Source organism: Flavobacterium sp. KS-LB2 (assembly GCF_036895565.1).
GTDB lineage: Bacteria > Bacteroidota > Bacteroidia > Flavobacteriales > Flavobacteriaceae > Flavobacterium.
The window spans coordinates 2645867-2670444 of the sequence record NZ_CP145904.1; the positions used below are offsets into that span (position 1 = coordinate 2645867).

27 protein-coding genes and 1 tRNA gene are annotated in these 24578 nt (G+C 33.9%); 18 read left to right on the forward strand and 10 right to left on the reverse strand.

Annotation, left to right across the window (positions count from 1 at the left end):
- Positions 1–329: 329 nt before the first annotated feature.
- Positions 330–722 (forward strand): DUF2721 domain-containing protein, encoded by a 393-nt coding sequence (locus V5J73_RS11270; RefSeq protein WP_338645948.1) that lies wholly within the window; start codon positions 330–332, stop codon positions 720–722.
- Between the two features lie 71 nt (positions 723–793).
- On the opposite strand, the gene V5J73_RS11275 is transcribed toward V5J73_RS11270, so the two are convergent.
- Positions 794–2911 carry an outer membrane beta-barrel family protein gene (locus tag V5J73_RS11275; protein ID WP_338645950.1) on the reverse strand — a complete coding sequence of 706 codons (2118 nt, stop codon included), beginning with the start codon at positions 2909–2911 and terminating at the stop codon, positions 794–796.
- Between the two features lie 137 nt (positions 2912–3048).
- Between V5J73_RS11275 and V5J73_RS11280 the strand changes: the two genes are divergently transcribed.
- From V5J73_RS11280 to V5J73_RS11315, 8 genes are all read left to right on the forward strand, one after another.
- On the forward strand, positions 3049–4002 hold the full coding sequence (locus tag V5J73_RS11280) for a DMT family transporter (RefSeq protein ID WP_338645952.1): 954 nt from the start codon (positions 3049–3051) through the stop codon (positions 4000–4002).
- 67 nt (positions 4003–4069) lie between these two features.
- Positions 4070–4423, forward strand: coding sequence for a DoxX family protein (locus V5J73_RS11285; RefSeq protein ID WP_338645954.1), 354 nt, complete (start codon positions 4070–4072; stop codon positions 4421–4423).
- 4 nt (positions 4424–4427) lie between these two features.
- Positions 4428–5036 (forward strand): alpha-ketoglutarate-dependent dioxygenase AlkB family protein, encoded by a 609-nt coding sequence (locus tag V5J73_RS11290; protein ID WP_338645956.1) that lies wholly within the window; start codon positions 4428–4430, stop codon positions 5034–5036.
- A gap of 45 nt (positions 5037–5081) precedes the next feature.
- A complete protein-coding gene (locus tag V5J73_RS11295; protein ID WP_338645958.1) occupies positions 5082–5909 on the forward strand; it encodes a sterol desaturase family protein in 828 nt (275 codons plus the stop codon).
- Between the two features lie 118 nt (positions 5910–6027).
- Positions 6028–6306, forward strand: a complete 279-nt coding sequence (locus tag V5J73_RS11300) for a DUF2805 domain-containing protein (protein ID WP_035670363.1) — start codon at positions 6028–6030, stop codon at positions 6304–6306.
- A gap of 66 nt (positions 6307–6372) precedes the next feature.
- Positions 6373–6717, forward strand: a complete 345-nt coding sequence (locus V5J73_RS11305) for a hypothetical protein (protein ID WP_338645960.1) — start codon at positions 6373–6375, stop codon at positions 6715–6717.
- A 111-nt stretch (positions 6718–6828) separates the two neighbouring features.
- On the forward strand, positions 6829–8697 hold the full coding sequence (locus V5J73_RS11310) for a M61 family metallopeptidase (RefSeq protein ID WP_338645962.1): 1869 nt from the start codon (positions 6829–6831) through the stop codon (positions 8695–8697).
- A 224-nt stretch (positions 8698–8921) separates the two neighbouring features.
- Positions 8922–9632, forward strand: a complete 711-nt coding sequence (locus V5J73_RS11315) for a DUF4369 domain-containing protein (RefSeq protein WP_338645964.1) — start codon at positions 8922–8924, stop codon at positions 9630–9632.
- 144 nt (positions 9633–9776) lie between these two features.
- Here the strand turns inward: V5J73_RS11315 and V5J73_RS11320 are convergent, their stop codons facing one another.
- The 7 genes from V5J73_RS11320 to idi all read right to left on the reverse strand — a co-directional run bounded on the left by V5J73_RS11320 (position 9777) and on the right by idi (position 13444).
- The gene (locus V5J73_RS11320) at positions 9777–10238 is read right to left on the reverse strand and encodes a DUF5362 family protein (RefSeq protein WP_338645965.1); all 462 of its coding nucleotides are present in this window, start codon (positions 10236–10238) and stop codon (positions 9777–9779) included.
- Positions 10239–10366: 128 nt separating this feature from the next.
- Positions 10367–10440: transfer RNA gene (locus tag V5J73_RS11325), tRNA-Thr, on the reverse strand.
- Between the two features lie 78 nt (positions 10441–10518).
- Positions 10519–10785, reverse strand: a complete 267-nt coding sequence (locus V5J73_RS11330; protein ID WP_338645966.1) for a hypothetical protein — start codon at positions 10783–10785, stop codon at positions 10519–10521.
- 68 nt (positions 10786–10853) lie between these two features.
- Entirely contained in the window at positions 10854–11816 is a 963-nt protein-coding gene (locus V5J73_RS11335; RefSeq protein WP_338645967.1) for a type I phosphomannose isomerase catalytic subunit, read from the reverse strand.
- A gap of 144 nt (positions 11817–11960) precedes the next feature.
- On the reverse strand, positions 11961–12419 hold the full coding sequence (locus tag V5J73_RS11340) for a peroxiredoxin (RefSeq protein WP_338645969.1): 459 nt from the start codon (positions 12417–12419) through the stop codon (positions 11961–11963).
- Positions 12419–12829 carry a 6-pyruvoyl trahydropterin synthase family protein gene (locus V5J73_RS11345; RefSeq protein WP_338645971.1) on the reverse strand — a complete coding sequence of 137 codons (411 nt, stop codon included), beginning with the start codon at positions 12827–12829 and terminating at the stop codon, positions 12419–12421. The genes V5J73_RS11340 and V5J73_RS11345 overlap by 1 nt, the downstream gene beginning before the upstream one ends.
- An 87-nt stretch (positions 12830–12916) precedes the next feature.
- Complete coding sequence (idi, locus tag V5J73_RS11350) at positions 12917–13444, reverse strand: isopentenyl-diphosphate Delta-isomerase (RefSeq protein ID WP_338645972.1); 528 nt, start codon at positions 13442–13444, stop codon at positions 12917–12919.
- A 167-nt stretch (positions 13445–13611) separates the two neighbouring features.
- Between idi and V5J73_RS11355 the strand changes: the two genes are divergently transcribed.
- The 8 genes from V5J73_RS11355 (at position 13612) to V5J73_RS11390 (ending at position 20022) form a co-directional block, all read left to right on the forward strand.
- Entirely contained in the window at positions 13612–14073 is a 462-nt protein-coding gene (locus tag V5J73_RS11355; RefSeq protein WP_338645973.1) for a GNAT family N-acetyltransferase, read from the forward strand.
- A gap of 258 nt (positions 14074–14331) precedes the next feature.
- A complete protein-coding gene (msrB, locus tag V5J73_RS11360) occupies positions 14332–14892 on the forward strand; it encodes a peptide-methionine (R)-S-oxide reductase MsrB (RefSeq protein ID WP_338645975.1) in 561 nt (186 codons plus the stop codon).
- A gap of 1 nt (position 14893) precedes the next feature.
- A complete protein-coding gene (gene msrA / locus V5J73_RS11365) occupies positions 14894–15520 on the forward strand; it encodes a peptide-methionine (S)-S-oxide reductase MsrA (RefSeq protein WP_338645977.1) in 627 nt (208 codons plus the stop codon).
- 209 nt (positions 15521–15729) lie between these two features.
- Entirely contained in the window at positions 15730–17043 is a 1314-nt protein-coding gene (locus V5J73_RS11370) for an amidohydrolase (RefSeq protein ID WP_445236424.1), read from the forward strand.
- A gap of 172 nt (positions 17044–17215) precedes the next feature.
- Positions 17216–17428 (forward strand): SHOCT domain-containing protein, encoded by a 213-nt coding sequence (locus tag V5J73_RS11375; protein ID WP_338645981.1) that lies wholly within the window; start codon positions 17216–17218, stop codon positions 17426–17428.
- A gap of 89 nt (positions 17429–17517) precedes the next feature.
- On the forward strand, positions 17518–18303 hold the full coding sequence (locus V5J73_RS11380) for a CHAD domain-containing protein (protein ID WP_338645983.1): 786 nt from the start codon (positions 17518–17520) through the stop codon (positions 18301–18303).
- Between the two features lie 81 nt (positions 18304–18384).
- Complete coding sequence (locus V5J73_RS11385) at positions 18385–19470, forward strand: glycoside hydrolase family 130 protein (RefSeq protein WP_338645984.1); 1086 nt, start codon at positions 18385–18387, stop codon at positions 19468–19470.
- A gap of 66 nt (positions 19471–19536) precedes the next feature.
- Positions 19537–20022: a nuclear transport factor 2 family protein gene (locus V5J73_RS11390; RefSeq protein ID WP_338645986.1), complete on the forward strand. Its 486-nt coding sequence runs from the start codon at positions 19537–19539 to the stop codon at positions 20020–20022.
- A 227-nt stretch (positions 20023–20249) separates the two neighbouring features.
- Here V5J73_RS11390 and V5J73_RS11395 read toward each other — a convergent pair whose 3' ends face one another.
- Positions 20250–21812 (reverse strand): NAD(P)/FAD-dependent oxidoreductase, encoded by a 1563-nt coding sequence (locus V5J73_RS11395; protein WP_338645988.1) that lies wholly within the window; start codon positions 21810–21812, stop codon positions 20250–20252.
- A gap of 213 nt (positions 21813–22025) precedes the next feature.
- Between V5J73_RS11395 and V5J73_RS11400 the strand changes: the two genes are divergently transcribed.
- Positions 22026–22268 carry a hypothetical protein gene (locus V5J73_RS11400; protein WP_338645990.1) on the forward strand — a complete coding sequence of 81 codons (243 nt, stop codon included), beginning with the start codon at positions 22026–22028 and terminating at the stop codon, positions 22266–22268.
- Positions 22269–22339: 71 nt separating this feature from the next.
- Here V5J73_RS11400 and recQ read toward each other — a convergent pair whose 3' ends face one another.
- On the reverse strand, positions 22340–24535 hold the full coding sequence (gene recQ, locus V5J73_RS11405) for a DNA helicase RecQ (RefSeq protein WP_338645991.1): 2196 nt from the start codon (positions 24533–24535) through the stop codon (positions 22340–22342).
- Between the last annotated feature and the right edge of the window lie 43 nt (positions 24536–24578).

A 24578-nucleotide genomic window follows, 5' to 3' on the forward strand; every position in this document is an offset into this window, starting at 1 on the left:
AATTATGCCTCATTATAAAATGAGCTAGAATTGATTTTATTGGGTTTGTTTTTGATGCTTAATTACAATGGATACAGTTACTAATAGTAATCGGATGAGATATAGATCCAGTTCAATTGCAAACTTTGAAAATAGAATTAACAAAAGACTCGACTATATTAAATTACAGAATCGAGCATTGGAATAAATAAAAAATCCCTAAGTACTCACTTAAACGAGTCAGATTGGTATTAAAACCCAAAGACAAAAGTTTGCCGTTTTTTTGCCGCTACTAATCAAAGTTATAAAAAAAGATAACGACCTTTGAAACTCAATTCAATCTTAAATTTATGATTTTACAAATAGAAACTCCTGCCTTACTTTTTGGTGCTACTTCCTTAATTCTTCTGGCCTACACCAATCGGTTTTTGACTATTGCCACAATTGTAAGAGGACTTAAAAAAACGTACAAGGAAAAAGAGAATAACATGATTTTATTAGAAATCAAAAATCTGAACTTGCGCTTAACATTAATTCGAAATATGCAAATGGCAGGCGTTTTGAGTCTATTTCTATCTGTTTTTGCAATGCTACTATTGTTCTTAGAACAACAAACCGCTGGAATTTATCTTTTTGGGCTGAGTTTATTGGGACTATTGATTTCGTTGGGATTATCATTTTGGGAAATCAGTATTTCTGTAAATGCTTTGCGATTGCATTTGAGCGATTTGATTCAGAAATAATGTTTCAAAAAAGACATAAAAAAAGAGCTGTAAAATCGATTTTACAGCTCTTTTTATAGTTACAGAAAACGCTATTGATTTAAAATTCCGTCTTCTTCCTTCTTCTCTTTGTTCAATAAATTGGGGTTTTCTTTAGCCAACTTATTTTTTGTTGGAATCTTATAATTCAGGCTAAAACCAAATTTTCTCGTATCTTGCTTACTACTAATCAATAAAGGCGTTTCAAATGAATTGAAAGCATTCCTGTTGGTATTCAAAACATCATCCGCATAAATAGAAAGTGTCAATTGGTCTTTTAGAAACTTTTTAGAAAAAGTAAGATCTAGGGCATTTCTAATAGGCTCTACGGCTATGAAATAAAAATAATTCCCTTTTGGAATAACGTAGTTGTAATTGGCCACAAATTTTATCTTTTGAGGCAATACTAACTGCGACATCAAGTTAAACATCCAGAATCCATTGGTATCTACATTTGGAATTTGGTGGTATTGGTAGCCCGTATACACATACAAAAAGTTCATCGTATCAGGATTCACATTCATTTTCATGGTTTCAGCTAGCCCTTTGGTAAACAGCATATACGGAATTGGCATTCCAACGCTAAAATTATGAATCTTTACTGCCGGAATATTCTCATTTGTATTGATAACTAAATCATTATCAAGCGTCACCCTGTTGATTACTTGGTTCTTTGCTGAACTGATATTGTAACTAATAAAAGCATAATCAAAAGCGCTTAATTTTACCTCATAATTATCAAAAATAGTAGGTTGTAAATTGGGATTACCAGAATAATCTACATTTGGATTTTGGTAATTGGTGTTGTTTGGGTTCAATGCTGATGTACTCGGCAACGTAATTTTTTTATTGTAATTTACATTAAAAAAGACCATTTTATTAACATTGTACTGTGCGCTTGCATTTGGAAAAAATCGGAATTGCTTGAAAGCCGTTAATGCAGTCTCTTCTGTTTTACCCGTAATATTATAATCTTCGGCACGACCACCAAGAATAAAATTGACTTTATCAAATTTAGTTTGAAGTTCAATATAAGAGGCGGCAGTTCTTCGTTTATATTCTAAATTTGTGACTCCTTTACTTGCTGCGTCGAAAAGTAATTCTTCATACAAACTACCAAAGCTTACTTTTCCCTCATCAGAAAATTTGATCGGTTGCGAGTAATCAAATTTAGCATTATACAAATTTTGATTGGAAGAATTGGCCAAAGTTAATGCCGAATTAGCTATCGGACTTAATTCAAAATCATTGGTATTGTTATTATAATTGAATTTAAATTCAAGCTTTTTGGCAGCATCTTTAAATTTTTTCTGATAGGTTACCACCGCATCTTGACGCAAGCCGGTACTCATTGAGGCATCATTCGTGCTAAAACCAGGTCCAGTTCCTAAAGTTTTACTATCATTATTATTGTGAGTGATATCATAATTCAACAACAAACGGTCTTTCCCAATATCAAATGTCAAAGCGGATTTTACAAAATTATTTCTTCCCGTACGATCGGCATCGGTTTTGGAAAGTAACGAATTCATGCCATTTTCCTGTTTCTCTAAAGATGTCCAAACCGCACTTTCTCTATAATTCTGTCCCAAATTTAATTGCCATCCAAAATACTTGTTTTTGGCACTCAATAAAATACTATTATTCATCCTCCATCGCACCGCATCGTAACTTGTAAAACTCGTGCTGTTAGTATAGGTAGCACTTAGGTAATTCTTCGCATTTTTATTGGTAATAATATTCAAAATCGCTCCACCAGAAGTTGCAGGAAATTCAGCTCCAGGTTGCGTAATAATTTCGATTTTTTCAATTGCATTGGCAGGCATTCCTTCTAAGAAAGCGTTGAGTTCAGTAGTAGAAATATTCAGTGGTCTACCATCCATAAAAACATCCAGTTGTTTTCCCTGATACATCATTCCAGCAATATCAGAAGCGATTAAGCCGGGTAGTTTTTTTATACCTTCTAAAACAGAACCTGTATTTAAACTAGGTTGGTCCGCAAAATTAAAAATGGTACGATCTGCTTTTTGCTCTATCGCTTTTTTTGTTTTTACAATGGTAACCTCATTCAACTCTGTCGTTTTTTCGGCAGCTTTTTCAGGAGTAGTTTGGGCAGAAACTGCAAAAACACCAGCAAAAGTAATACAGGCGATTAGACCTAATTTTTTCATAGCTATTTTAATTGATTTTGTTATAAGACTTTGTAAGATATTATTTGTTACAGATTTTACAATAATTTTATTACAAAAAAACCAATGCGCTAGTAAATAAATTCAACTATCTTTGCCCGCTTTTTAAAATTGAAAAAATGATAAAGAATAGTGTATTAAAAGGAGTTTTCTTAGTAGGTCTTGGTGCAACAAGTTATGGAATGCTGGCAACATTTGTAAGAATGGCTTATGATGAAAATTATACAACTGCAGAAGTAACTGTTTCACAATTTGTTTTTGGAATTATTGGAATTTTATTAATTAATGCCTTTCAAAGAAACCGTAACAACAATACAGCGGTTAAAGCGTCTAAAAAAAACAAATCACAATTAATGCTTGCTGGAACTTCCACTGGACTAACGAGCGTTTTTTATTATTTAGCGGTAAAATTCGACATTCCTGTTTCAATTGCTATTGTTCTTTTAATGCAAACAGTTTGGATTGGCGTTCTATTGGAATGGTTTTTAGAGAAAAAAGCACCTTCTAAAGTTAAAACTATATCTGTAATAATTGTGTTAATTGGTACTGTTTTAGCAACTAACTTACTATATTCTGATGTGAAATTAAATCCATTAGGAATCTTTTTTGGATTATTAGCTGCAACTTCATTTACCACAACAATGTTTACTGCAAATAGAATTGCAACCGAAATTTCATCGGCGCAAAGAAGTCTTTACATGCTTTTTGGTGGCGGAATAATAGTTTTAATTTTCGCACTACTTACACAAATAATTCCAAATCAATTTCCAACAATGGCTGATGCATTAGGAGTTTTTTCTACTGCAAAAGATTTTAATTTTAGTATTTTCCTCAAATGGGGAATTATACTTTCTCTATTTGGAACTATTATTCCGCCAATGCTTTTAAACGCAGGATTTCCTTTAACAGGAATTGGGCTAGGAAGTATTGTTTCGGCACTGGAACTACCTGTTTCTGTACTAATGGCGTATTTTATTTTGAGTGAAAAAGTAATTCTGCTTCAATGGGTTGGAATTATTTTAATCATCTTGGCAATTGTGATTATGAATGTGAATTTTAAGAAAAAGGCTTAATTTCTATTTAAAACATTTGTGCTAATTTCATTTAAATTTTTATAAATTCGTGATAAATAACTTTATTATGAATTTACCTTGGCATTTATATGTGATGGCTTTTGTTTACTTTATTGCAGGATTAAACCATTTCAGAAACCCGAGACTGTACCTAAAAATCATTCCGCCTTATTTCCCGAATCCAAAGGCACTGAATTACATCAGCGGTTTAGCTGAAATAATTCTAGGCATTGCCCTGTGCATTCCTACGCTATCCCATTATGGTGCTTGGGGAATAATTGCTTTGCTAGTTGCTATTTTCCCAACACATCTTTACATGTATTTTGATGAAAAAGCAAGAATGGGTTTACCAAAATGGGTTTTGCTTTTGCGAATGCCTTTACAGTTAGTCCTTATTTTCTGGGCTTACCAATATACATAAAATTGTGAAACAGCTATTTGAATCCACATCGGAACCCCTATTTCTTCAATTGCCAGACGCTGAAATTATCTATTATCCGCAGTTTTTTGACAAAAAGCAAGCCGATATTATTTTTGCCGAATTAACACACGAAATTCCGTGGCAGCAAGATGATATCAGAGTCTTTGGAAAAATTCATCAGCAACCTCGCTTGACTGCTTTGTTTGGAAACGAAGGAAAACCATATTCCTATTCAAACATAACCATGCAGCCCCATCCTTGGAATTTGCTTTTGCAAAAGCTAAAATCACAAATCGAAAAGGTAGCTGAAGTCAATTTTACAACCGTTTTACTCAATCAGTACCGCGACGGAAAAGACAGCAACGGCTGGCACGCCGATAATGAAAAAGAATTAGGAGTAAATCCTGTAATTGCTTCAGTGAGTTTTGGCGCAGAACGCACGTTTCAGCTGAAACACAATTCCAATAAAGACCTAAAAAAAAGCATCGTACTGCAACACGGAAGTTTATTACTAATGAAAGGCACCACACAGCATTACTGGAAGCACCAAATTCCGAAAACTGCCAAACCCATTGGACCCAGAATAAATGGTACCTTCCGAATAATCAAATAATTATTTTCAATAAAAAGTATTAAATTTGAAATAAACAATCCAATTATGAATGATATTATTGCTTATTTTTCTACCATTCCTTCATCTCATAGAAGCTTAATTCTTGTGGGTGGAATTACTTTTTTTTGGCTAATCGAAAATGCTTTTCCATTATTTAATTTCACGTACAAGAAATGGCATCATGCAGGCATCAACATCTTTATGACCTTAACCACTATTGTAATCAACTTTTGTTTGGCGTTTATATTATTGAAATCAGCTGATTGGAGTATTGCCAACAATTTTGGAATTTTACAATGGCTACCTGAAATGCCGTTATGGCTCTATGCCCTTATTGGATTACTATTATTGGATTTAATTGGTGCTTATCTGGTGCATTTAGTAGAGCATAAAACCAAATTTTTATGGCGTTTTCACTTGATTCATCATACCGATACTTGGATTGATACCACTACAGCGAATAGACATCACCCAGGTGAAAGTGTAATTCGGTTTACATTTACGGCCCTTGGTGTTTTAATTGTTGGAAGCCCGATGTGGATGGTTTTTCTGTACCAAACATTATCTGTTGTTGCCACACAATTCAATCATGCTAACATTTCACTTCCGAAAAAAGTAGATACAATTTTGAGTTATTTCATCGTGTCACCAGACATGCACAAAGTACACCATCATTATGTTTTACCATATACGGATAGTAATTATGGCAATATATTCTCTATTTGGGATAGACTTTTTGGAACTTTTATGATGCTTCCAAAAGAAGAAATCATTTATGGAATCGACACACATTTGAAGCCCGAAGAACACAATGAATTAAAAAATTTATTAAAAATACCCTTTCAAAAACAACCTTTAAAGGAAAATAGTTAAAAAGTATAAAAAAATTTACTTTTTGAGAAAAAGTAATTATTATTTTTCTTAATATTGGATGTAATTAAAAATGCAATTTATTAATCATTAACAACTTATTTGAATTAATTTTCACGTGATGAAAAAGAGTAACCGTAAAGAATTGAACTGGGAGCAAACAGAAAAACTTGTTACATTGGCTTTAGAAGAAAAAAATCCTTTTGAAATCATAAAAAAAGAATTTGGTTTAGCCGAAAAAGAAGTTCTTGAAATCATGAAAAAGAAAATGCCCGCAGAAAAATTTGAAATGTGGAAAAAGAAAGCAACTGCAAATAAACCAAAACCAAAACCAGTTAAGATTGATGATTTTGATGAAGATTTGGATGGTAAATATTATATAAAAAACAAACTAGATTAGAAATAAAACTCCTGATATATTCGGGAGTTTTTGTTTTTATGACCACTCACTTCTTACAAAACACTAATGGTTTCAGTAACATCAAACGAAAACGAATTTGTTTTTGATATCCTAGGAAGTCATAAATTTTGGGCTTTTGAAAATAAAATTAAAGTACCGAAAGATAAAATAATCCGAGCGTATCAAAGCAACGATGAATTTACCTTTTGGATTGGTTGGAAGATGCCCGGAACCCAAGTACCTTGGGTAATTACAGCCGGAACGTTTATAAAGAAGGGAAAACGCAATTTTTGGGACGTTTGCAATAAAAAAAACGCCATTATTGTAGAACTCAAAGATTCGTATTACCATAAACTAATTATCGAAGTTGAAAATCCAGACCTCGTGATGAATCAACTGAACAATCAATAAAATTTATTTTTATTTCCAAATCTATTTTAAAGAACTAAAAAACTTTCTAGTCCTTATTAACTGTAACAATTTTACAATTTGAAAGACTAATATAAAATAAAATCACACAAAATGAAAAGAATATTTTTTACACTAGCATTTGCATCGGTTCTTTTGAGCTGTAAAACTGCCAGTACTACAACTAATGACTCAAAATCTGTTACTGACATAGTAAAAGTTGCTATTAATTTGAATGATGTAAAAGAGGACAAAGTATTGGTCACGATTACTTCCCCAAAAATCAGTACAGATGAAGTAACCTATAGTATTCCTAAAATTGTTCCTGGAACCTATTCTATAGATGATTATGGTAAATATATTGAGGATTTTAAAGCATTTGACAGCAAAGGAAATGCATTGACTGTTACCAAAACAGATGATAATACTTGGAATATTAAAAATGCAAAAGCGTTAGTAAAAATAACTTATTTGGTAAACGATACATTTGACACTGAAAAAGGAAGTGGCTTTGGTCAAAATGATGTTTTTTCTCCAGCAGGAACAAACATTGACGCCGGAAAAAACTTCATGTTAAACATGCACGGTTTTGCTGGTTACTTTCAAGACAAAAAAGACCTTCCGTACAGTGTGAGTATTTCACATCCAGAGACGCTTTGGGGTGCAACTTCAATGACAGATCAAGATGCTAGTACGACGAACGATGTGTTTACCACACCTCGCTATGCTGAATTAGTTGAAAATCCAATCATGTATGCTAAGCCAGACTATACTACTTTTACGGTTGATGGCATGGAAATACTGATTGGCGTTTATTCTCCTAGTGGAAAAGTGACTGCAGAAAGCATCACTCCAGAGATGAAAACGATGATGATTGCTCAAAAAACCTTTTTAGGAAAAATCAATGCTACAAAAAAATATAGTGTTTTACTATACCTATCAAGCATGGCTCCTACTGACGCCAAAGGGTTTGGAGCGTTAGAACACCCAACTGCTACCACAGTTGTTTTACCTGAAATGATGCCAAAAGATGAATTGGTTAAATCAATGAAAGATGTGGTTTCGCATGAATTTTTTCATATTGTAACGCCACTTACGATTCATTCTAAAGAGATTCACTATTTTGATTACAACACACCTAAAATGTCAGAACATTTATGGATGTATGAAGGTGTAACAGAATATTTTGCCAATCTTTTTCAAATCAATCAAGGCTTAATCCCAGAAGAAGAGTTCTACACACGTATGGCAGAAAAAATTGAGCATGCCAATGCAATGAATGATACCATGCCATTCACAACCATGAGTGCTAATGTGTTGACCGAACCATACAAAGCACAATACCTTAATGTTTATGAAAAAGGAGCACTTATCGGAATGTGTTTAGATATCATAATTAGAGAAAAAAGCAATGGAGAAAGAGGAATTCTTGATTTGATGCAAAAATTATCTAATGAATATGGTGCTTCAAAACCATTTAATGACACTGAGCTTTTTGCTAAGATAACCTCATTTACTTATCCTGAAGTAGGCGCTTTTTTGACAACTTATGTGTCAGGTGCTACACCAATTCCTTATGATACGTATTTAGCCAAAGTAGGAGTTACTAAATCCATGGAGAAAGTACCTGGAAATGTATTCCTAAAAGGACAAATGCCTTACATCACTGTAAATCAAGCTACCAAAGAAATCATTGTGATTCCAAATATGGAATTGAATGTATTCTATACTAACCTAGATTTAAAAGGAGGTGACATTATAGTAGCTATTAACGACAAACCGTATTCCTTAGATAATATTTACGAAATGATTACTGAAAGTCAAAAATGGAAAGAAGACGAAGCCATCGCAATAAAAATAAAACGCGACGGTAAAGAACAAATAATCAAAGGAAAGGTGAAATTTCCTTATGAAGAGAAAGAAGGTCTAAAGGCTACTGATGCAACTAAAAACACTTTAAAACAAGCGTGGTTGAAATCATAATTTCAAAAATAATTCCAGAAATCCCAATTTAGAAATAGATTGGGATTTTTTTTGTGAAATTTGAATGCGTTAGCAAAATCATTCCAACAATTTTCTTTATTTTGCGCCAAAATATAAACACTATTGAAATCGTCATGATTCAATCCTAATCCCGAAGTATCGTGACTAGAGAAATCATAAAAATGACGAAGCATGTACTAAAAAAAAACAAATTTTAACTTCACATGAAAAAATCTATTATTGCATTCGTTACGCTTATCCTATTAGTATCTTGTAACAAGAATGAATCAAAAACTAATTTACATATTACTGGAAATATCAAAGGATTAAAAAAAGGTACTCTGTATATCCAGCGAGTTGTTGACACTACATTAGTAGCTATTGACACGATTAACATCGATGGTAGCTCCTCTTTTGAAAGCAATCTGGATTTAAAATCTCCCGAAATGCTTTATTTATTCTTAGACAGAGGTGTGACTAATTCTCTAGACAATAATATACCATTCTTTGCTGAGCCCGGAAACATAACTATTGAAACAAGTTTAGATCGTTATTTATCTGATGCCAAAATTAAAGGATCCAAAAATCAAGAAATATTTGAAGAGTATAAAAAAATCAATACGCGCTTCACAGATGAAAATCTTTCCTTAATTGAGCAAAAATTCAATGCTATCAAAAGCCAAAACACACAAAAAATAGATAGTTTAAGTGCAAAACAAGATTCTAATATCAAAAGAAAATACTTATTTGCTACAAATTTTGCATTAAACAACAGAAAATTTGAAGTAGCACCTTATATCGCGCTATCCGAAATCTATGATATAAACATCAAATATTTAGATACGATTCAAAAATCAATGTCTCCAACCGTAGCACAATCGCTATATGGTAAAAAACTAACAGAATATGTTACTACCATTAAAAACCAAAAATAAAAGTTTAAAAAGCATATTTTCATCGGTATAAATAAAAAATCATCTTGCTACACAACAAGATGATTTTTTTTTTATTCTATAAAGTAGCAGAGTAATTAGAATATGACTAAAAAACCTGATTATTACTTTGACCGAAAAAACTGTTTAAGCACTGAAAGCTATTCCGCTAATAATCATCCCCACAAACATTAAAAGATAGAGAGAGAAAATCACAAGAGTCATAATCCCTATAAACTTATAATGTGATTTTAAATATCGTAATGAAGTAGTCAATGTTTCAGCATCATTGTTTTTAAACGCTGCTTTGGCATTAGATGCAAATTTATTCAAGTAATACACCGGAAAGAAATAAAGTGCTGCAATAAGCAAATAAACGACAGCCATTATCATTCCAAAAGAGGAACCCATAGCTCCCATCGCTGGATTCATTTTTCCCATAGTAGAAAATAATGTACCTGCAAATAAAGCTGCAAAAATGATAAAACCAATTCCTATATATCCAAGAATGGATAAAAAATAAGCCCATTTTGCGGTTTCTTTCAAAAAGTCTTTTGCAGACTCATTTAGCTTCATTTCGAAATTCTCAATAACTGAATGCTCTTCCATAATTTATTTTTTTTTGTTAGACACCAAATTAACAAAAAAATTACGACATTCAAATCAAACAGGATTCAATTCTGACATTTACCAAAAACAAAAAACCACTTAACAAAAGTTAAGTGGTTTTATTAAAGAGCCGGCGGAGGGACTCGAACCCACGACCTGCTGATTACAAATCAGCTGCTCTAGCCAACTGAGCTACGCTGGCGACTCATTACGGGTGCAAATATAAGTCTGAATTTCTATTTTCCAAAACAAATTCAAACTTTTTTTTGCTTTTTTTTGACTACAATTCGTTGATTTTAGCAATCAATTGATTAGCAGTTTGTTCCAATTCAACATTGATTTGTTTGAAGTGTGCTTTTTTATTTTCTACATTTTTTGCATTCACTTTAGTGATTAATGCATCAAAAGCAGCAATAGCTTCATCGATTAAATTGTTAGTTTCAGTTGTTGGTTTTCCTGTTGTAGAAATCTCGAACAAGTAAACTGCTTCAATAATATCTCCTAAAACGTAGTTGATGTCTTTTTTTAAATTCTTAACGTTTGCCATTTTTATTTTTTTAAAATTTGAATTTTAATTTGCGTCTGCAAAAGTACACATAATCTTTCTATTACCGACTATGAAATGTAAATTTCTAAAATTGAAGCTTTTCCATTGAGGATGAATGCATTCATTGCTGCAGGAATCAAAACGGTGTCTCCTTTTTTATATTGGAATTTTGAATTGTTGTATTCCAATTCAAATGTTCCTCCAGTACACATATATACGGTAAAGGTTTTACCCGATTTAGAAACTGAAATTTCCCCATCTAACGGAATGAAATTAGTCGTAAAATAAGGGCAGTTTACAATTTCGTTCGATTGATTTATGTTCTTTGTATACTCTTTCTTGGTTTCTACTTTATTATAATTAATAGCATCCAAAGCCAAATCAACATGCAATTCCCTCGTATTTCCATTAGCATCTACCCGATCAAAATCATACAAACGGTATGTTATATCCGAAGTTTGTTGAATCTCAGCTACCACAAGTCCAGCACCAATAGCGTGAACTGTTCCTGTTTCTAAAAAGAAAACATCTCCCGATTGTACTTTTACATCATCCAGAATAGAAAGTAACGTTTTGTTTTTTAGATTTTCTAAAAAGTCATCAGCATTCGATTTTTCTTTGAAACCCACAATTATTCTAGCATCATCATCCGCTTGCATGATGTACCACATTTCGGTTTTACCAAAAGAATTATGACGCTTTTTAGCCAACGCATCATTGGGATGCACTTGAATAGATAAATCTTCACGTGCATCTAAATACTTGAAAAGCAATGGAAATTGTGCTCCAAATCTAGCATGAACTGCTGTCCCCAATATTTCATCAGGAGAACTATTAATAAGGGCAGTCAATGTTTTCCCTTTCCATTCTCCGTTTGCCACAACACTCACATCTCCTTCAACAGTAGACAACTCCCAACTTTCACCTGTAATTGTTGATGTAACTGATTTATTAAGTAACGTTTTAAGTTTTTCACCGCCCCAAATTCTTTCTTTTAAAATGGGTTTAAATTGTAATGGATAAAATTTCATCAATGTGTTTTTCGAATTATAACTATATAAGATAAATGTTTTTTTATTCACTTACCTAATGTCTTCAGCTTAAAAATAATATGACAGCAAAATAGCACCTTAATATGAAGAAAGATAGAACAAACATATACTATAACTTTGAATCTATGATACTAATTCCTTGATTGCTTCAAGTGCTTTAGGAATATGCTTGGTTGCTAACATACTATCAAATATCATTTGAATGACTCCATTTTTATCCGTAACATAAGTAACTCGTCCAGGAAGTAGCCCAAACAATCCAGAAGGAACTCCAAAAAGATTTTTGATTTTTTTATCATTGTCTGACAAAAGAATAAATGGCAATTTAAATTGCCTGCTGAACTCTTGATGCGAACTAACGCTATCACTACTGATTCCAATTACTTCAGCACCCAAATCTTTGAAATCTTCATATTGATCTCTAAAACTGCATGCCTCAGCGGTGCAGCCTGGAGTATTGTCTTTTGGATAAAAATAAATTACCAGAGGTTTTCGCCCCACAACGCTCTGACTGTCAAAATCATTACCGTTTGCATCTTTTGCTTTAAAACTGGGTATAATATCTCCTACTTTTAGTCTCATTATTCGCCTTTATAGGTTACAAAATTCCGCGGAGTTTCATAAAGAACAACCTCCAATTCAAATTCAGACTTGATTCTTTTTCTAATTTTATTCCAAATTACAACTACAATATTTTCGGCTGTCGGATTCAAATCCTGAAATTCAGGTACGTCAATATTTAGGTTTTTATGATCAAATTGGTCTTCAACGTCCTCTTTAATGATATCACTCAAAAATTTCACATCCATTACATAACCTGTTTCTGGATCAATTTGGCCAGTCACACTGACTATCAATTCGTAGTTATGCCCATGAAAATTAGGATTGTTACACTTCCCGAAAATAGCATCGTTTTGTTCAAAAGTCCAATCTTTTCTGTATAATCTATGAGCCGCATTAAAATGGGCTTTTCGTGAAATAGTAACTTTCATAATTTCAGATTTCAAATTCAGATTCCCTAAAATTGCGGAAACAAAATTCTTTTGTGTTAATACATTTTTTGTACTGTTCTTACAGCTTTATATTTTATGTTCTTCAAGAAAATGATAAAACTCATCGAAGATAATCTTGAACCAAACAGTGTACAAGTGTGGATGCACTTCCATATCTTCTTTCACATCCTCAATTTTCATCCATTTCCAAGCTTCTACCTCTTCTAAATTTATTTTTGGTGCTTCATCATAGTAACCAATCATTACATGATCGAGTTCGTGCTCCGTCAAACCATTATCAAAAGGAGCTTTATAGATAAAATGAAAAAGTTCTTTGAGTTCTGTTTTAAAACCCATTTCTTCAAATAATCTGCGGCTTCCGGCTTGAATATTTGTTTCTCCCTCACGTTGATGGCTGCAACACGTATTGGTCCACAGCAAAGGAGAATGATATTTCTGATGCGCCCGCTGTTGCAACATGATTTCATTTTTGCTGTTTAAAACAAAAACGGAAAAAGCACGATGCAAAACTGCTTTTTCATGTGCTTCAAGCTTAGGCATCAATCCTATTTGCTCATCATTTTGGTTAACTAATATTACATTTTCTTCTACCATATAATTCTATTGTTGGTCAAAAATACAAAAAAGATAATTAGGGACGGGGGCTTTAACGTTCTGTTTCGATTTGTTGAAGCGGAATTATTTGCAATACGACCCAATAAAATTGACGCCCCATTTTCTAAGATTCTTTTGTATTTTTATGGTAAATTACAAATAGCATCATGCAGACCATAACCATCCGAAAAGCACTTCCAAACGATTTAGCAGAACTTCTAGAATTTGAACAAGGAATTATTACTGCTGAACGTCCTTTTGACCCAACTTTAAAAGCTGATAAAATACGATATTATGATATCGAAAAAATGATTTTAGCACCACATATAGAAGTATTGGTTGCCGAGATTGGTTCAGAACTCATCGCCTCAGGGTATGCCCGAATTGAAACCGCAAAGCCTTATTTGAATCATGTAAACTATGCCTATTTAGGATTTATGTACACTAAACCCCTCCACAGAGGAAAAGGAGTAAACGCGAAGATTATTGAAGCGCTCAAAGAGTGGTGTTACCAGAAAGGCGTATCCGAAATTAGATTGGATGTTTACAGTGATAATTCCGCTGCAATTAAAGCGTATGAGAAAGTAGGTTTCAAAAAACACCTTATCAATATGCGAATGAGTGGATAACTGGAGGATCAAATCCCCTAACTAAATTTACTTTTTACCGAACGACTCAAAGGATTTTCATAAGGATAAATTATTGCTGGCATCAAAAACGAAAACTTTTACTTCATACTAATAAGGTTTTGTTAATTCTAAATCCAAAGAGGTCTTTTACCCGTAAATAACGATAGTTAAAACTTACTTAAATAACTATTAATTGCAAAGTAGACGACATTTTTTCACTGAAAAGCGCTTTACATTTGTACTATAAAAAAGAAAACTATGAAAAATACAACCCGTTTTTTAAGCCTATTATTTTTGCTTCCTTTATTTATGTTCACTGCCTGCGGACAGACTACAAATAAAAAAAATACCATAAAAAAAACAATCGCAATGGGAAATTCAATTAGTAAACCCGGTAATCCTTATTATTCCAATACCGACCAAACAAAATTAAAAGTTAGTGATGCCGAGTGGAAAAAAGTTTTACCAGAAGACGTGTATGAAGTAAGCCGTAATGCAGACACCGAAAGGCCATTTACAGGAAAATATTGGGACACTGATGAAAAAGGAACCTACTATTGTGCTGCTTGTGGCAACAAACTATTCCGTTCTGGAGCCAAATTTTCTAGCAATTGTGGCTGGCCAAGTTTTTTTGAGCAGGACAACAAGAACAGTGTTATTTACAAAACCGACAATTCTCTTGGAATGGAAAGAATTGAAGCCCTTTGCGGTAGATGTGATGGTCATTTAGGACACCTTTTTGATGATGGACCAGCACCAACCGGAAAAAGATATTGTATGAATTCTATCGCACTTGACTTTATCCCTGACAATAAATAAAATGAAAAATATATTTTTAATTGTTCTATTGGCATCCTTTAGTATGTTTGGACAAAACAGCACTGTTGACAAAACCAAAAAACAATCCAATTTCGAAACCATCACATTGGCTGGTGGCTGTTACTGGTGCGTTGAGGCTATTTATGAGAATCTCATAGGAGTAAAATCGGCCATATCAGGATATGCAGGCGGAAAAGTAGCAAATCCTACTTATGAGGATGTTTCTACTGGAAGATCCGGTTATGCCGAGGTGGTTCAGATTACCTACGATAAAAACGTAACAAATCTGGATGAGATTTTCAAAGTTTTCTTTACAGTCCATGATCCCACTACGCTAAACCGACAAGGTGCCGATGTAGGAACACAATATCGTTCTGCTATCTTTTATAAAAATGAAGCACAGAAAAAAGCGGCGCAAACAATTATCGCTGCAATTAAAAAAGCTGGAATTTATGACAGTCCGATAGTTACAACATTGGAACCGTTGACTAAATTTTACAAAGCCGAAGACTACCATCAGAATTATTACTCCAACAATAAAAGCCAACCGTATTGTCAAATGGTAATTCAACCCAAAATAGAAAAATTTGAAAAGCTTTTTAAAAGTAGATTAAAGAATAAAAAATAAATTATCAAACTATCGCCTTGTTACTGCAAACAAGGCGATTTTTTTTTACATCTAACTTAAAGTAAGATACTTTGCACACTATTTTAAAAGTACTGCAAGGCAAAATATTTTTGCTATATTTGTTTTGACTGACCATATTTACCTCTAAAATAGCTTGAATTTCATTTGAAATAATTGCTACTATGAAACCAAAATTTACACCACAACCAATGAAAAAAATTATTCTTTTTGCAGGATTATTCACTTTCTCTCTTTTTACTTCTGCGCAAAATACAGCACTAAAAGCTACCATTGCTCAAAAGGCAGCTTCTTTAGAATCCAAAGTTATTACGTGGCGAAGAGATTTTCACCAAAACCCGGAATTAGGAAACAGAGAATTCAAAACGGCTGATAAAATTGCTGCACACCTGCGTTCTTTAGGGATTGAGGTACAAACTGGAGTGGGAAAAACTGGAGTTGTTGGTATTCTAAAAGGAGGAAAACCAGGTCCGGTTGTCGCCCTAAGAGCAGATATTGATGCACTTCCCGTAAAAGAACGAGTAGACATTCCATTTGCCTCCAAAGCAGAAGGAGAATACAACGGTCAAGTAGTTCCTATCATGCACGCTTGCGGACACGATACACATATTGCAATTTTAATGGGAACTGCCGAAATTTTAGCATCTGTAAAAAATGACCTAAAAGGAACTGTTAAATTTATTTTTCAGCCTGCTGAAGAAGGTCCGCCTGAAGGCGAAGAAGGAGGGGCGGAATTGATGATAAAAGAAGGTGTCCTTACTAATCCCACAGTAGATGTTATTTTTGGATTACATATTAATGCACAGACAGAAGTTGGCACAATAAAGTACCGTCCAAAAGGTACAATGGCAGCATCCGATTGGTTTAAAATAAAAATAATGGGCAAACAAACGCATGGTGCTTATCCATGGCTTGGTATTGACCCAATTGTTACCGCTTCTCAGATTGTAATGGGATTGCAAACCATTGTTAGCCGAAATGTAAATATAACAGAATCTCCTGCAGTTGTAAGTGTTGGACAAATAAATGCAGGGGTACGAAGCAATGTCATTCCAGAGGAACTTACAATGAATGGCACCATTCGTTCTCTGGACAGCAAAGTACAGCAAATGGTTCATTCCAGAATAAAACAAATTGCAACGGCAATAGCAGAAAGTGCCGGTGCCACTGCCGATGTGAGTATAACCAACAAAACTGCTATTACCTACAACGACCCATCATTGACTGAAAAAATGATTCCAACATTAGAAGCTGTTGCGGGCAAAGAGAATGTTCTACTGACTCCTGCGGTTACAGGTGCCGAAGATTTTTCATTTTATCAGGAAAAAATACCAGGTCTATACTTCTTTTTGGGAGGTGCTCCTAAAGGCAAGCCAACATCAGAAACTGCTCCACATCATACTCCTGATTTTTATATTGATGAAAGCGGTTTTGTGTTAGGAATGAAAGCAATGTCTGACTTGACTATAGATTATATGGAAATGAATACTAAAAAAAATAAGTAATTATATCCGCAAATGCATTAACGAAGTAATGCCAATTGATAAGCAATAACAAAACAAGAAAAATACAAAAAACGCCTCACTACAATGAGGCGTTTTTTTAATGGAATTACTTGAATTACCGTGCTGAAATTCATATATTTATATTGATTTTCAAGAACTTAAAAACAACACCATGTATAACGGACATCATTTCGGTGGAATGCATTTTTTCTGGTGGATTTTTTGGATCATCATCCTCATTTGGGTATTTGCATCGCCTTATAACTTTCTTGGTCAGCGAACAAAAAAGGAAACTTCATTGGATATTCTGAAAAAAAGATTTGCCAAAGGAGAAATTACAAAAGAAGAGTTTGAAGAAAAAAAGAAATTTCTGGACGATAATTAAAACAAAAACAAACTTCTTTATGCCTTTTTAAACACATCCATTGTTACAAGTATCATCCCTTTTTATTCTAAAATAATATTTTATAAAAAATGAAAGCACTTAAAACATATTTTAGTAAACGAAAAAGTGCCATAAACCTTATTTTAGAAAAATCTCCAAAATCCTATATTCCGGGGACCTTTCATAGCCTTCGAGTAGAAATTAAGAAAATGAATGCTTTATTTGATTTATTAAACTATTGCTCAAAAAAATTTAAACGCAAAAAAAACTACTCCCCTTTTAAACTTATTTTTAAACAGGCTGGAAAAATCAGAGAACTGCAAATAGAACAATCCTTACTTGCTGAACAGCCTAATTCTCATTTGCTGCAAGCTTACTACAGTCATTTAAAAAAACTCGAAACCAAAGAACTGAAACGTTTTTTCGCAATTGCGAATAAGAGCTTCGTTGTTAAATTTAAAAAAAAGTACCTCAAAATAATTCCCTTACTTACTCAAGCAAATAAAAAAAAGGTTAACCGCTATATGGATAAAATGAGAAGGGAAATTAAAAAATTAATGTGCAAAACCAAGTTTAAAAAAACGCAAATGCACACTTTTCGCAAACGATTAAAAACATACCAATACAATGAAAAAATCCTAAGCTGCGAATCACAAAACCAATCATTGCAAAACAAAAATAGTGTATCTGACTTGCTTGGAGAGTGGCATGATTACGAGGTTGTCATCAATCATTTAAAAAAAGCCATCAAGTCAAATGATACAATTCCAAGCCAAACAAAACAACTCCAAGTAACTAAAGCATTATTAACTTCAAAAAGAGAATTGTTATTCGATAAAATAAATGCAACTTTACCCTATCAGACTCTTTTATAAATATTTGAGACAAATAAAAATCAAAAATCATACTAAATAACTATAGGAATAGGGTATTCCTTATAAAACATTATGAACATTATGAAACAAACCATTACGCTATTATTCTTATTTACACTAATCAGTTGTGGCAGTAATTCTACTTATAAATCCGAAACGAAAAGCAAAGATTGGGCGATGCTCAACTTTGTAAAAGTAGACAGCCTTAACCCGATTTTAGAACCGCAATTAAATCAAGTTTTTCAATCTCCAATAAGCAACAAAGAAGTACACTGGGAAGAACGAAATGTCCTTAATCCATCAGCGATTGTCAAAGACGGAAAAGTATATTTCATCTACAGAGCACAGGACAAAGACATGACGTCAAGATTAGGACTGGCCATCAGCGAAGACGGATTGCACTTTAAAAAACAACCCACGCCAATATTTTATCCGGACAACGATAGTATGAAACAATACGAATGGAAAGGCGGCGTTGAGGACCCAAGAATTATAGAAAGTGAGAATGGAACTTACATCATGACCTATACTTCCTATGATGGCAAAACAGCACGCCTTTGTTTAGCCAGCTCAAAAGATTTAAAAACGTGGACAAAACACGGTTTAGTTTTAAAGGAAGAAAAGTACAAAGATTTGTGGTCAAAATCTGGAGCTATCGTTTGTAAATTAGACGGCGATAAAATTACAGCTACAAAAATCAAAGGTAAATATTGGATGTATTTTGGAGATACTAATTTGTACATCGCAACTTCTGAAGATCTCATCCATTGGAAAGTGGCCGAAAACGAAGAAAGCAAAAAAATGATTACCGTTTTACATCCTCGAATGGGTTATTTTGATAGTCGTTTAGTTGAACCCGGCCCTTTTGCTTTAGTCCAAAAAGAAGGTATTGTACTAATTTATAACGGAAGTAATGCCGCCAATTATAATGATTCGAGTTTGCCTAAATTCACCTATGCAGCAAGTCAAGCGTTATTTGACAAAGAACAACCCTATAAATTAATAGACCGAATGGAGGATTATTTTATTCATCCGAACAAACCTTATGAAAAAACAGGCGAGGTAAATGAAGTTTGCTTTGTAGAAGGATTGGTTTATTTTAAAAAACAATGGTTTTTATATTATGGTACTGCCGATTCAAAAATTGCTGTAGCAGTTAAAAAATAATGATACAATAAGCATTCGCTATTCGACCAAAACCAAGGAAAAAATGACCATTTTAATATAATTTTTATGACACAAAATAGCTTCAAATTTCATTTTAATTTAATTCTAATTCTTGCTTTAGCTTTTTTCAATACTGCAAATGCGCAAGAAAAAAAAGTAGCACCAACATCAGCAGCACTATATAAGGAAATCGAACAAATGGACGAGATTATGTTCGAAGCGTTCAACAAAAAAGATTTTCAAAAATTTAAATCCTTATTTACTGACGATTTAGAATGGTTTCAAGACAATGGCGGATTGCTGTCCTATGAGACCGTTTTTACCAATTTTTCGAATATGTTTAAAAACGAAAATAAACTAACCCGAAAACTGGTCAACGGAACGCTGGAAGTACATCCCATCAAAGACTATGGCGCGATTGAAATTGGCGTACATGAATTCCGACATATAGAAAACGGAAAAGAAGAAATTGGAACCTTTAAATTTCTTATGATTTGGCAGAAAAAAGACAATCAATGGAAAATAGCAAGAGTTATCAGTTATGATCATTAACTCAAAGCGCAGCTTGTTATTACTTTAAAAAAAAGATCCAACCCAATCGACTGAAAGTCAGCAAAGTTGTATAGCTTTATTATCTGCAGATTCACAAATTACTCTATTTATAAATATTATGAAAATCTGCAAATCTGCGTATAATTTTTTTGAAGGTAAAACGAACTGCTATAAAAATGGATTTTCTTGATGTTTATTGGATCACAAAAAAAGTCAACTGATCCTTTCTATTTATTCAAAATTGCACCAATCATCAACGCACATTTTTCTCCATCAATAGCGGCAGATATAATTCCGCCAGCATAACCTGCACCTTCTCCACAAGGATACAATCCTTTTATTTGAACATGTTCGTAGGTCAAAGGATCTCTAGGAATTCGAACTGGCGAAGATGTTCTCGATTCTGGTGCATGAAGAATGGCTTCATTGGTCAAATATCCTCGCATAGATTTCCCAAATTCGGTAAATCCTTCTCGCAGTATTTGTGTTAAGAATCCAGGAAAAACCTGTCCCATTTCTACTGATGTCGTTCCAGGAACATAAGATGTTTTAGGGATATCCGATGAAACTTTGTTTTGTGTAAAATCAATCATGCGTTGTGCAGGAACCTTTTGACTTTCCCCTGCTAAATGCCAAGCGCGTTGCTCAATACTTTTTTGGAATTCCATTCCAGCCAAAGCACCAAATTTAGCAAAAGGCTTAAAATCGGCTAGTTGTAATTCAATTACAATTCCAGAATTGGCAGTAGCCTGATCCCTTTTGGATGGCGACCAACCATTTGTAACCACTTCACCAGGACTTGTTGCGCAAGGAGCAATTACGCCACCTGGGCACATACAAAAGGAATACATCCCACGACCACCAACTTGTTTCACGATCGAATAAGGAGCCGGAGGCAAATAATCGCCACGGTAATCACAACTGTATTGAATACTGTCTATCAAAGATTGTGGATGTTCTGCTCGTACGCCTAAGGCAAAAGGCTTAGCCTCGATAAAAATTTTCTTTCTATCTAATAATTCGAAAATATCACGAGCCGAATGCCCTGTGGCCAAAATAAGTTTATTGGCAAGAATCGTTTCTCCTTTTTGAGTAACAATCCCTTGTACTTCATTATTTTTCACTAAAATATCAGTCACACGGGTTTCAAACAAAACCTGTCCACCACATTCGATGATTTTTTCCCTAATATCCTGAATGATTTGAGGTAATTTATTCGTTCCAATATGTGGATGTGCCTCAATTAGAATATCAGCTGAAGCTCCAAAAGCGACAAACAATTCTAACACGCGGGTTACATCGCCTCTTTTTTTAGAACGCGTGTATAACTTCCCATCTGAGTAGGTTCCTGCGCCACCTTCGCCAAAACAATAATTGGAATCTTCATTGACAAGATGATCTACGTTGATGGCTTTCAAATCTCTTCTTCTACCACGAACGTCTTTTCCACGTTCAACAACTATTGGTTTCAACCCCAATTCTATCAATTGCAAAGCCGCAAAAAGACCTGCAGGTCCAGCACCAACCACAATTACTTCCTGAGCTCCAGCCACATTACCATAATCTGGGAGTTGTATTTTTTGTTCTTGAAAAGGTTCTCCTTTCATGAAAATCAAAACCTTAAGATTGATTTTTATTGCTTTTTGACGGGCATCAATAGATCTTTTCAGAACAGAAACGTGCTGAATTTCAGATACAGAAACGGTAATTTGTTTTGACAAATGATTTTTCAACAACAAATCATTTGCTGCAATTTCTGGAGATACTTGTAATAAGAGTTCTTGAGGCATTTTTTTAGATTATTCGATTTTAGATTATTCGGCTTTAATAAAAGCTTAAAATAATCAAGGTACAAAAGTAGTATTTTGAACTGACTTCTTGTTATTGAAAGAAGATTCCCTTTTCAACTTTTCAAATTGGCTTATTTCGAATAAGACTTTGTAACTTTGTCCCTTCAAAACAGTTAATCCTTTAAACGGTTAAGCTATTAATCTTGAAGAAAAATGTCTAGACAAATAAAACTAATATGGGATTTTCGTGGACCTGCTTCCGCAAAAACAGCAGAACATCACGAAATTCATTTGAAAGAATACATCGCTATTGAGAAATTACCGTTGAATATAACCGGTTTTGAAATTCAAGGCGAAATGCAGGCAATTGCTTTTATGGTAGTCACGGATGAAAACATGATTCAGGTAAGAGATGCTTTGAAACCGCATCGAGGGGAAATTTTTAGTGGTCAGTAGTCAGCTTTTAGTGATCAATGCTATTGTCTCGAAATAACTGAATACTAAAAAACTGAACACTGAACACTTCTTTAGTTCGCTACTTCGCTGATGAATTTAATTCGCATCAAGCGCAATTCATCAATATCATAATCGCCATCAAATTCTTTGAGTGCATTTTCTATATTATCTGATTCGGATTCCATAAAATACTCATGGATTTCTTCTTGCTGATCATCATCAAGCATATCGTCAATCCAATATTTAATATTTAACTTAGTTCCAGAATAGACTATTTGCTCCATTTCTTTGATCAAATCATCCATCTTCAATCCTTTTGCTGAAGCGATATCATCAAGTGATAATTTTCTATCGATATTTTGAATAATATACAATTTATTGACAGAGTTTACTCCAGTCGACTTCACCACTAAGTCCTCAGGACGGATGATGTCATTATCGGCAACATATCGGCTGATTAATTCTAAGAATTCTTTTCCGTATTTTTTAGCTTTTCCTTCTCCAACACCATGAATATTAATCAATTCTTCTTGAGAAATAGGATATTTCAAAGCCATATCTTCTAGTGATGGGTCTTGAAAAACCACAAATGGAGGAACGCTTAATTTCTTAGCCACTTTTTTACGCAAATCACGCAACATACCCATCAATAATTCGTCGGCAGTTCCAGTAGATTTAGAAGCGGTAACTATAGCTTCATCCTCAGATTCATTGTATTCATGATCTTCGGACATCATAAAGGATTCTCGGTTTTTTATAAAATTTAATCCTTTCTCAGTGATTTTTACAATACCATAGGTTTCAATATCTTTCGATAAAAATCCTGCAACGAGAACTTGTCGCAACAAGGCCATCCAGTATTTTTCATCATGATCAGCACCACATCCAAAAAAGGATTGGGTATCTGTTCTATGGGCTTTTATAACTGCATTGACACGACCAATCAAGGTAAAAACAACTTCTTTTGATTTGTATAAATGTTTGGTATCGCGAACTACTTCGAGTAATTTCACAACTTGATCAATGGCTTCTACCTTTGTTTTTGGATTTCTAATGTTATCATCCATGTCAGCTCCATCTCCATTAACATCATCAAATTCTTCTCCGAAATAATGAAGTAAGAATCTCCTTCTTGACATAGATGTTTCGGCGTAAGCCACAACTTCCTGCAACAAAGCAAATCCAATTTCCTGTTCCGCTACGGGTTTACCCGACATGAATTTTTCTAATTTCTCTACATCTTTATAAGAGTAGTACGCTAAACAATGTCCTTCACCTCCATCACGACCGGCACGACCCGTTTCCTGATAGTAACTTTCCAGTGATTTAGGAATGTCATGATGAATTACAAAACGCACATCTGGTTTGTCAATTCCCATCCCAAAAGCGATGGTCGCCACCACTACATCTACATCTTCCATCAGGAACATATCCTGATGTTTGGCACGGGTTTTAGCATCTAATCCAGCGTGATAAGGCACCGCACTGATTCCGTTTACCTGTAAAACTTCGGCAATAGCCTCCACTTTTTTACGGCTCAAGCAATAAATAATTCCTGATTTCCCTTTGTGCTGTTTGATAAAACGAATAATATCCGATTCTATATTTTTCGTTTTAGTACGTACTTCGTAATACAGATTGGGTCTGTTAAATGATGCTTTAAATGTGATCGCATCAGACATATCTAGGTTTTTCAGAATATCTTCCTGTACTTTTGGTGTAGCTGTTGCTGTGAGTCCAATAATAGGAACATTACCTAATTGCTTAATAATATGTTTCAAATTCCGATATTCCGGTCTAAAATCATGTCCCCATTCCGAAATACAATGTGCTTCATCGATAGCCACAAATGAGATAGTGACATTTTTAAGAAAGCTGACGTACTCTTCCTTAGTCAAGGACTCCGGTGCTACATACAACAACTTTGTTAATCCTGACGTAATATCTTTTTTTACCTGGGCAATTTCGGTTTTGGTAAGTGAAGAATTTAAAACATGGGCCACACCATTTTCAGAAGACAAACTCCTGATGGCATCAACTTGATTTTTCATTAAAGCAATAAGAGGCGAAACTACTATAGCAGTTCCCTCTTGAATCAAAGCGGGTAATTGATAACAAAGTGATTTTCCTCCTCCTGTGGGCATTATCACAAATGTATTCTGTTGATTTAGGATACTTTTTATGACTTGTTCCTGCAACCCCTTAAATTGGCTGAAGCCAAAATATTTCTTTAATTCTTTGTGTATGTCAATTTCGTTTGAATTCATTCTTTATTATGTGGTATTTTGTATAAATTTGCAACACCTAAAG

Coding starts and splice junctions, on each gene's coding strand:
- V5J73_RS11285 (WP_338645954.1), top strand. CDS start 4,070: ATGAATTTACCTTGGCATTTATATGTGATGGCTTTTGTTTACTTTATT.
- V5J73_RS11380 (WP_338645983.1), top strand. CDS start 17,518: ATGAAAGCACTTAAAACATATTTTAGTAAACGAAAAAGTGCCATAAAC.
- msrB (WP_338645975.1), top strand. CDS start 14,332: ATGAAAAATACAACCCGTTTTTTAAGCCTATTATTTTTGCTTCCTTTA.
- V5J73_RS11305 (WP_338645960.1), top strand. CDS start 6,373: ATGGTTTCAGTAACATCAAACGAAAACGAATTTGTTTTTGATATCCTA.
- V5J73_RS11280 (WP_338645952.1), top strand. CDS start 3,049: ATGATAAAGAATAGTGTATTAAAAGGAGTTTTCTTAGTAGGTCTTGGT.
- V5J73_RS11375 (WP_338645981.1), top strand. CDS start 17,216: ATGTATAACGGACATCATTTCGGTGGAATGCATTTTTTCTGGTGGATT.
- V5J73_RS11340 (WP_338645969.1), bottom strand. CDS start 12,419: ATGAGACTAAAAGTAGGAGATATTATACCCAGTTTTAAAGCAAAAGAT.
- V5J73_RS11295 (WP_338645958.1), top strand. CDS start 5,082: ATGAATGATATTATTGCTTATTTTTCTACCATTCCTTCATCTCATAGA.
- V5J73_RS11275 (WP_338645950.1), bottom strand. CDS start 2,911: ATGAAAAAATTAGGTCTAATCGCCTGTATTACTTTTGCTGGTGTTTTT.
- V5J73_RS11395 (WP_338645988.1), bottom strand. CDS start 21,812: ATGCCTCAAGAACTCTTATTACAAGTATCTCCAGAAATTGCAGCAAAT.
- V5J73_RS11370 (WP_445236424.1), top strand. CDS start 15,730: ATGAAAAAAATTATTCTTTTTGCAGGATTATTCACTTTCTCTCTTTTT.
- V5J73_RS11335 (WP_338645967.1), bottom strand. CDS start 11,816: ATGAAATTTTATCCATTACAATTTAAACCCATTTTAAAAGAAAGAATT.
- V5J73_RS11320 (WP_338645965.1), bottom strand. CDS start 10,238: ATGGAAGAGCATTCAGTTATTGAGAATTTCGAAATGAAGCTAAATGAG.
- V5J73_RS11270 (WP_338645948.1), top strand. CDS start 330: ATGATTTTACAAATAGAAACTCCTGCCTTACTTTTTGGTGCTACTTCC.
- V5J73_RS11355 (WP_338645973.1), top strand. CDS start 13,612: ATGCAGACCATAACCATCCGAAAAGCACTTCCAAACGATTTAGCAGAA.
- V5J73_RS11310 (WP_338645962.1), top strand. CDS start 6,829: ATGAAAAGAATATTTTTTACACTAGCATTTGCATCGGTTCTTTTGAGC.
- V5J73_RS11345 (WP_338645971.1), bottom strand. CDS start 12,829: ATGAAAGTTACTATTTCACGAAAAGCCCATTTTAATGCGGCTCATAGA.
- V5J73_RS11400 (WP_338645990.1), top strand. CDS start 22,026: ATGTCTAGACAAATAAAACTAATATGGGATTTTCGTGGACCTGCTTCC.
- V5J73_RS11390 (WP_338645986.1), top strand. CDS start 19,537: ATGACACAAAATAGCTTCAAATTTCATTTTAATTTAATTCTAATTCTT.
- V5J73_RS11315 (WP_338645964.1), top strand. CDS start 8,922: ATGAAAAAATCTATTATTGCATTCGTTACGCTTATCCTATTAGTATCT.
- V5J73_RS11330 (WP_338645966.1), bottom strand. CDS start 10,785: ATGGCAAACGTTAAGAATTTAAAAAAAGACATCAACTACGTTTTAGGA.
- msrA (WP_338645977.1), top strand. CDS start 14,894: ATGAAAAATATATTTTTAATTGTTCTATTGGCATCCTTTAGTATGTTT.
- idi (WP_338645972.1), bottom strand. CDS start 13,444: ATGGTAGAAGAAAATGTAATATTAGTTAACCAAAATGATGAGCAAATA.
- V5J73_RS11300 (WP_035670363.1), top strand. CDS start 6,028: ATGAAAAAGAGTAACCGTAAAGAATTGAACTGGGAGCAAACAGAAAAA.
- V5J73_RS11385 (WP_338645984.1), top strand. CDS start 18,385: ATGAAACAAACCATTACGCTATTATTCTTATTTACACTAATCAGTTGT.
- recQ (WP_338645991.1), bottom strand. CDS start 24,535: ATGAATTCAAACGAAATTGACATACACAAAGAATTAAAGAAATATTTT.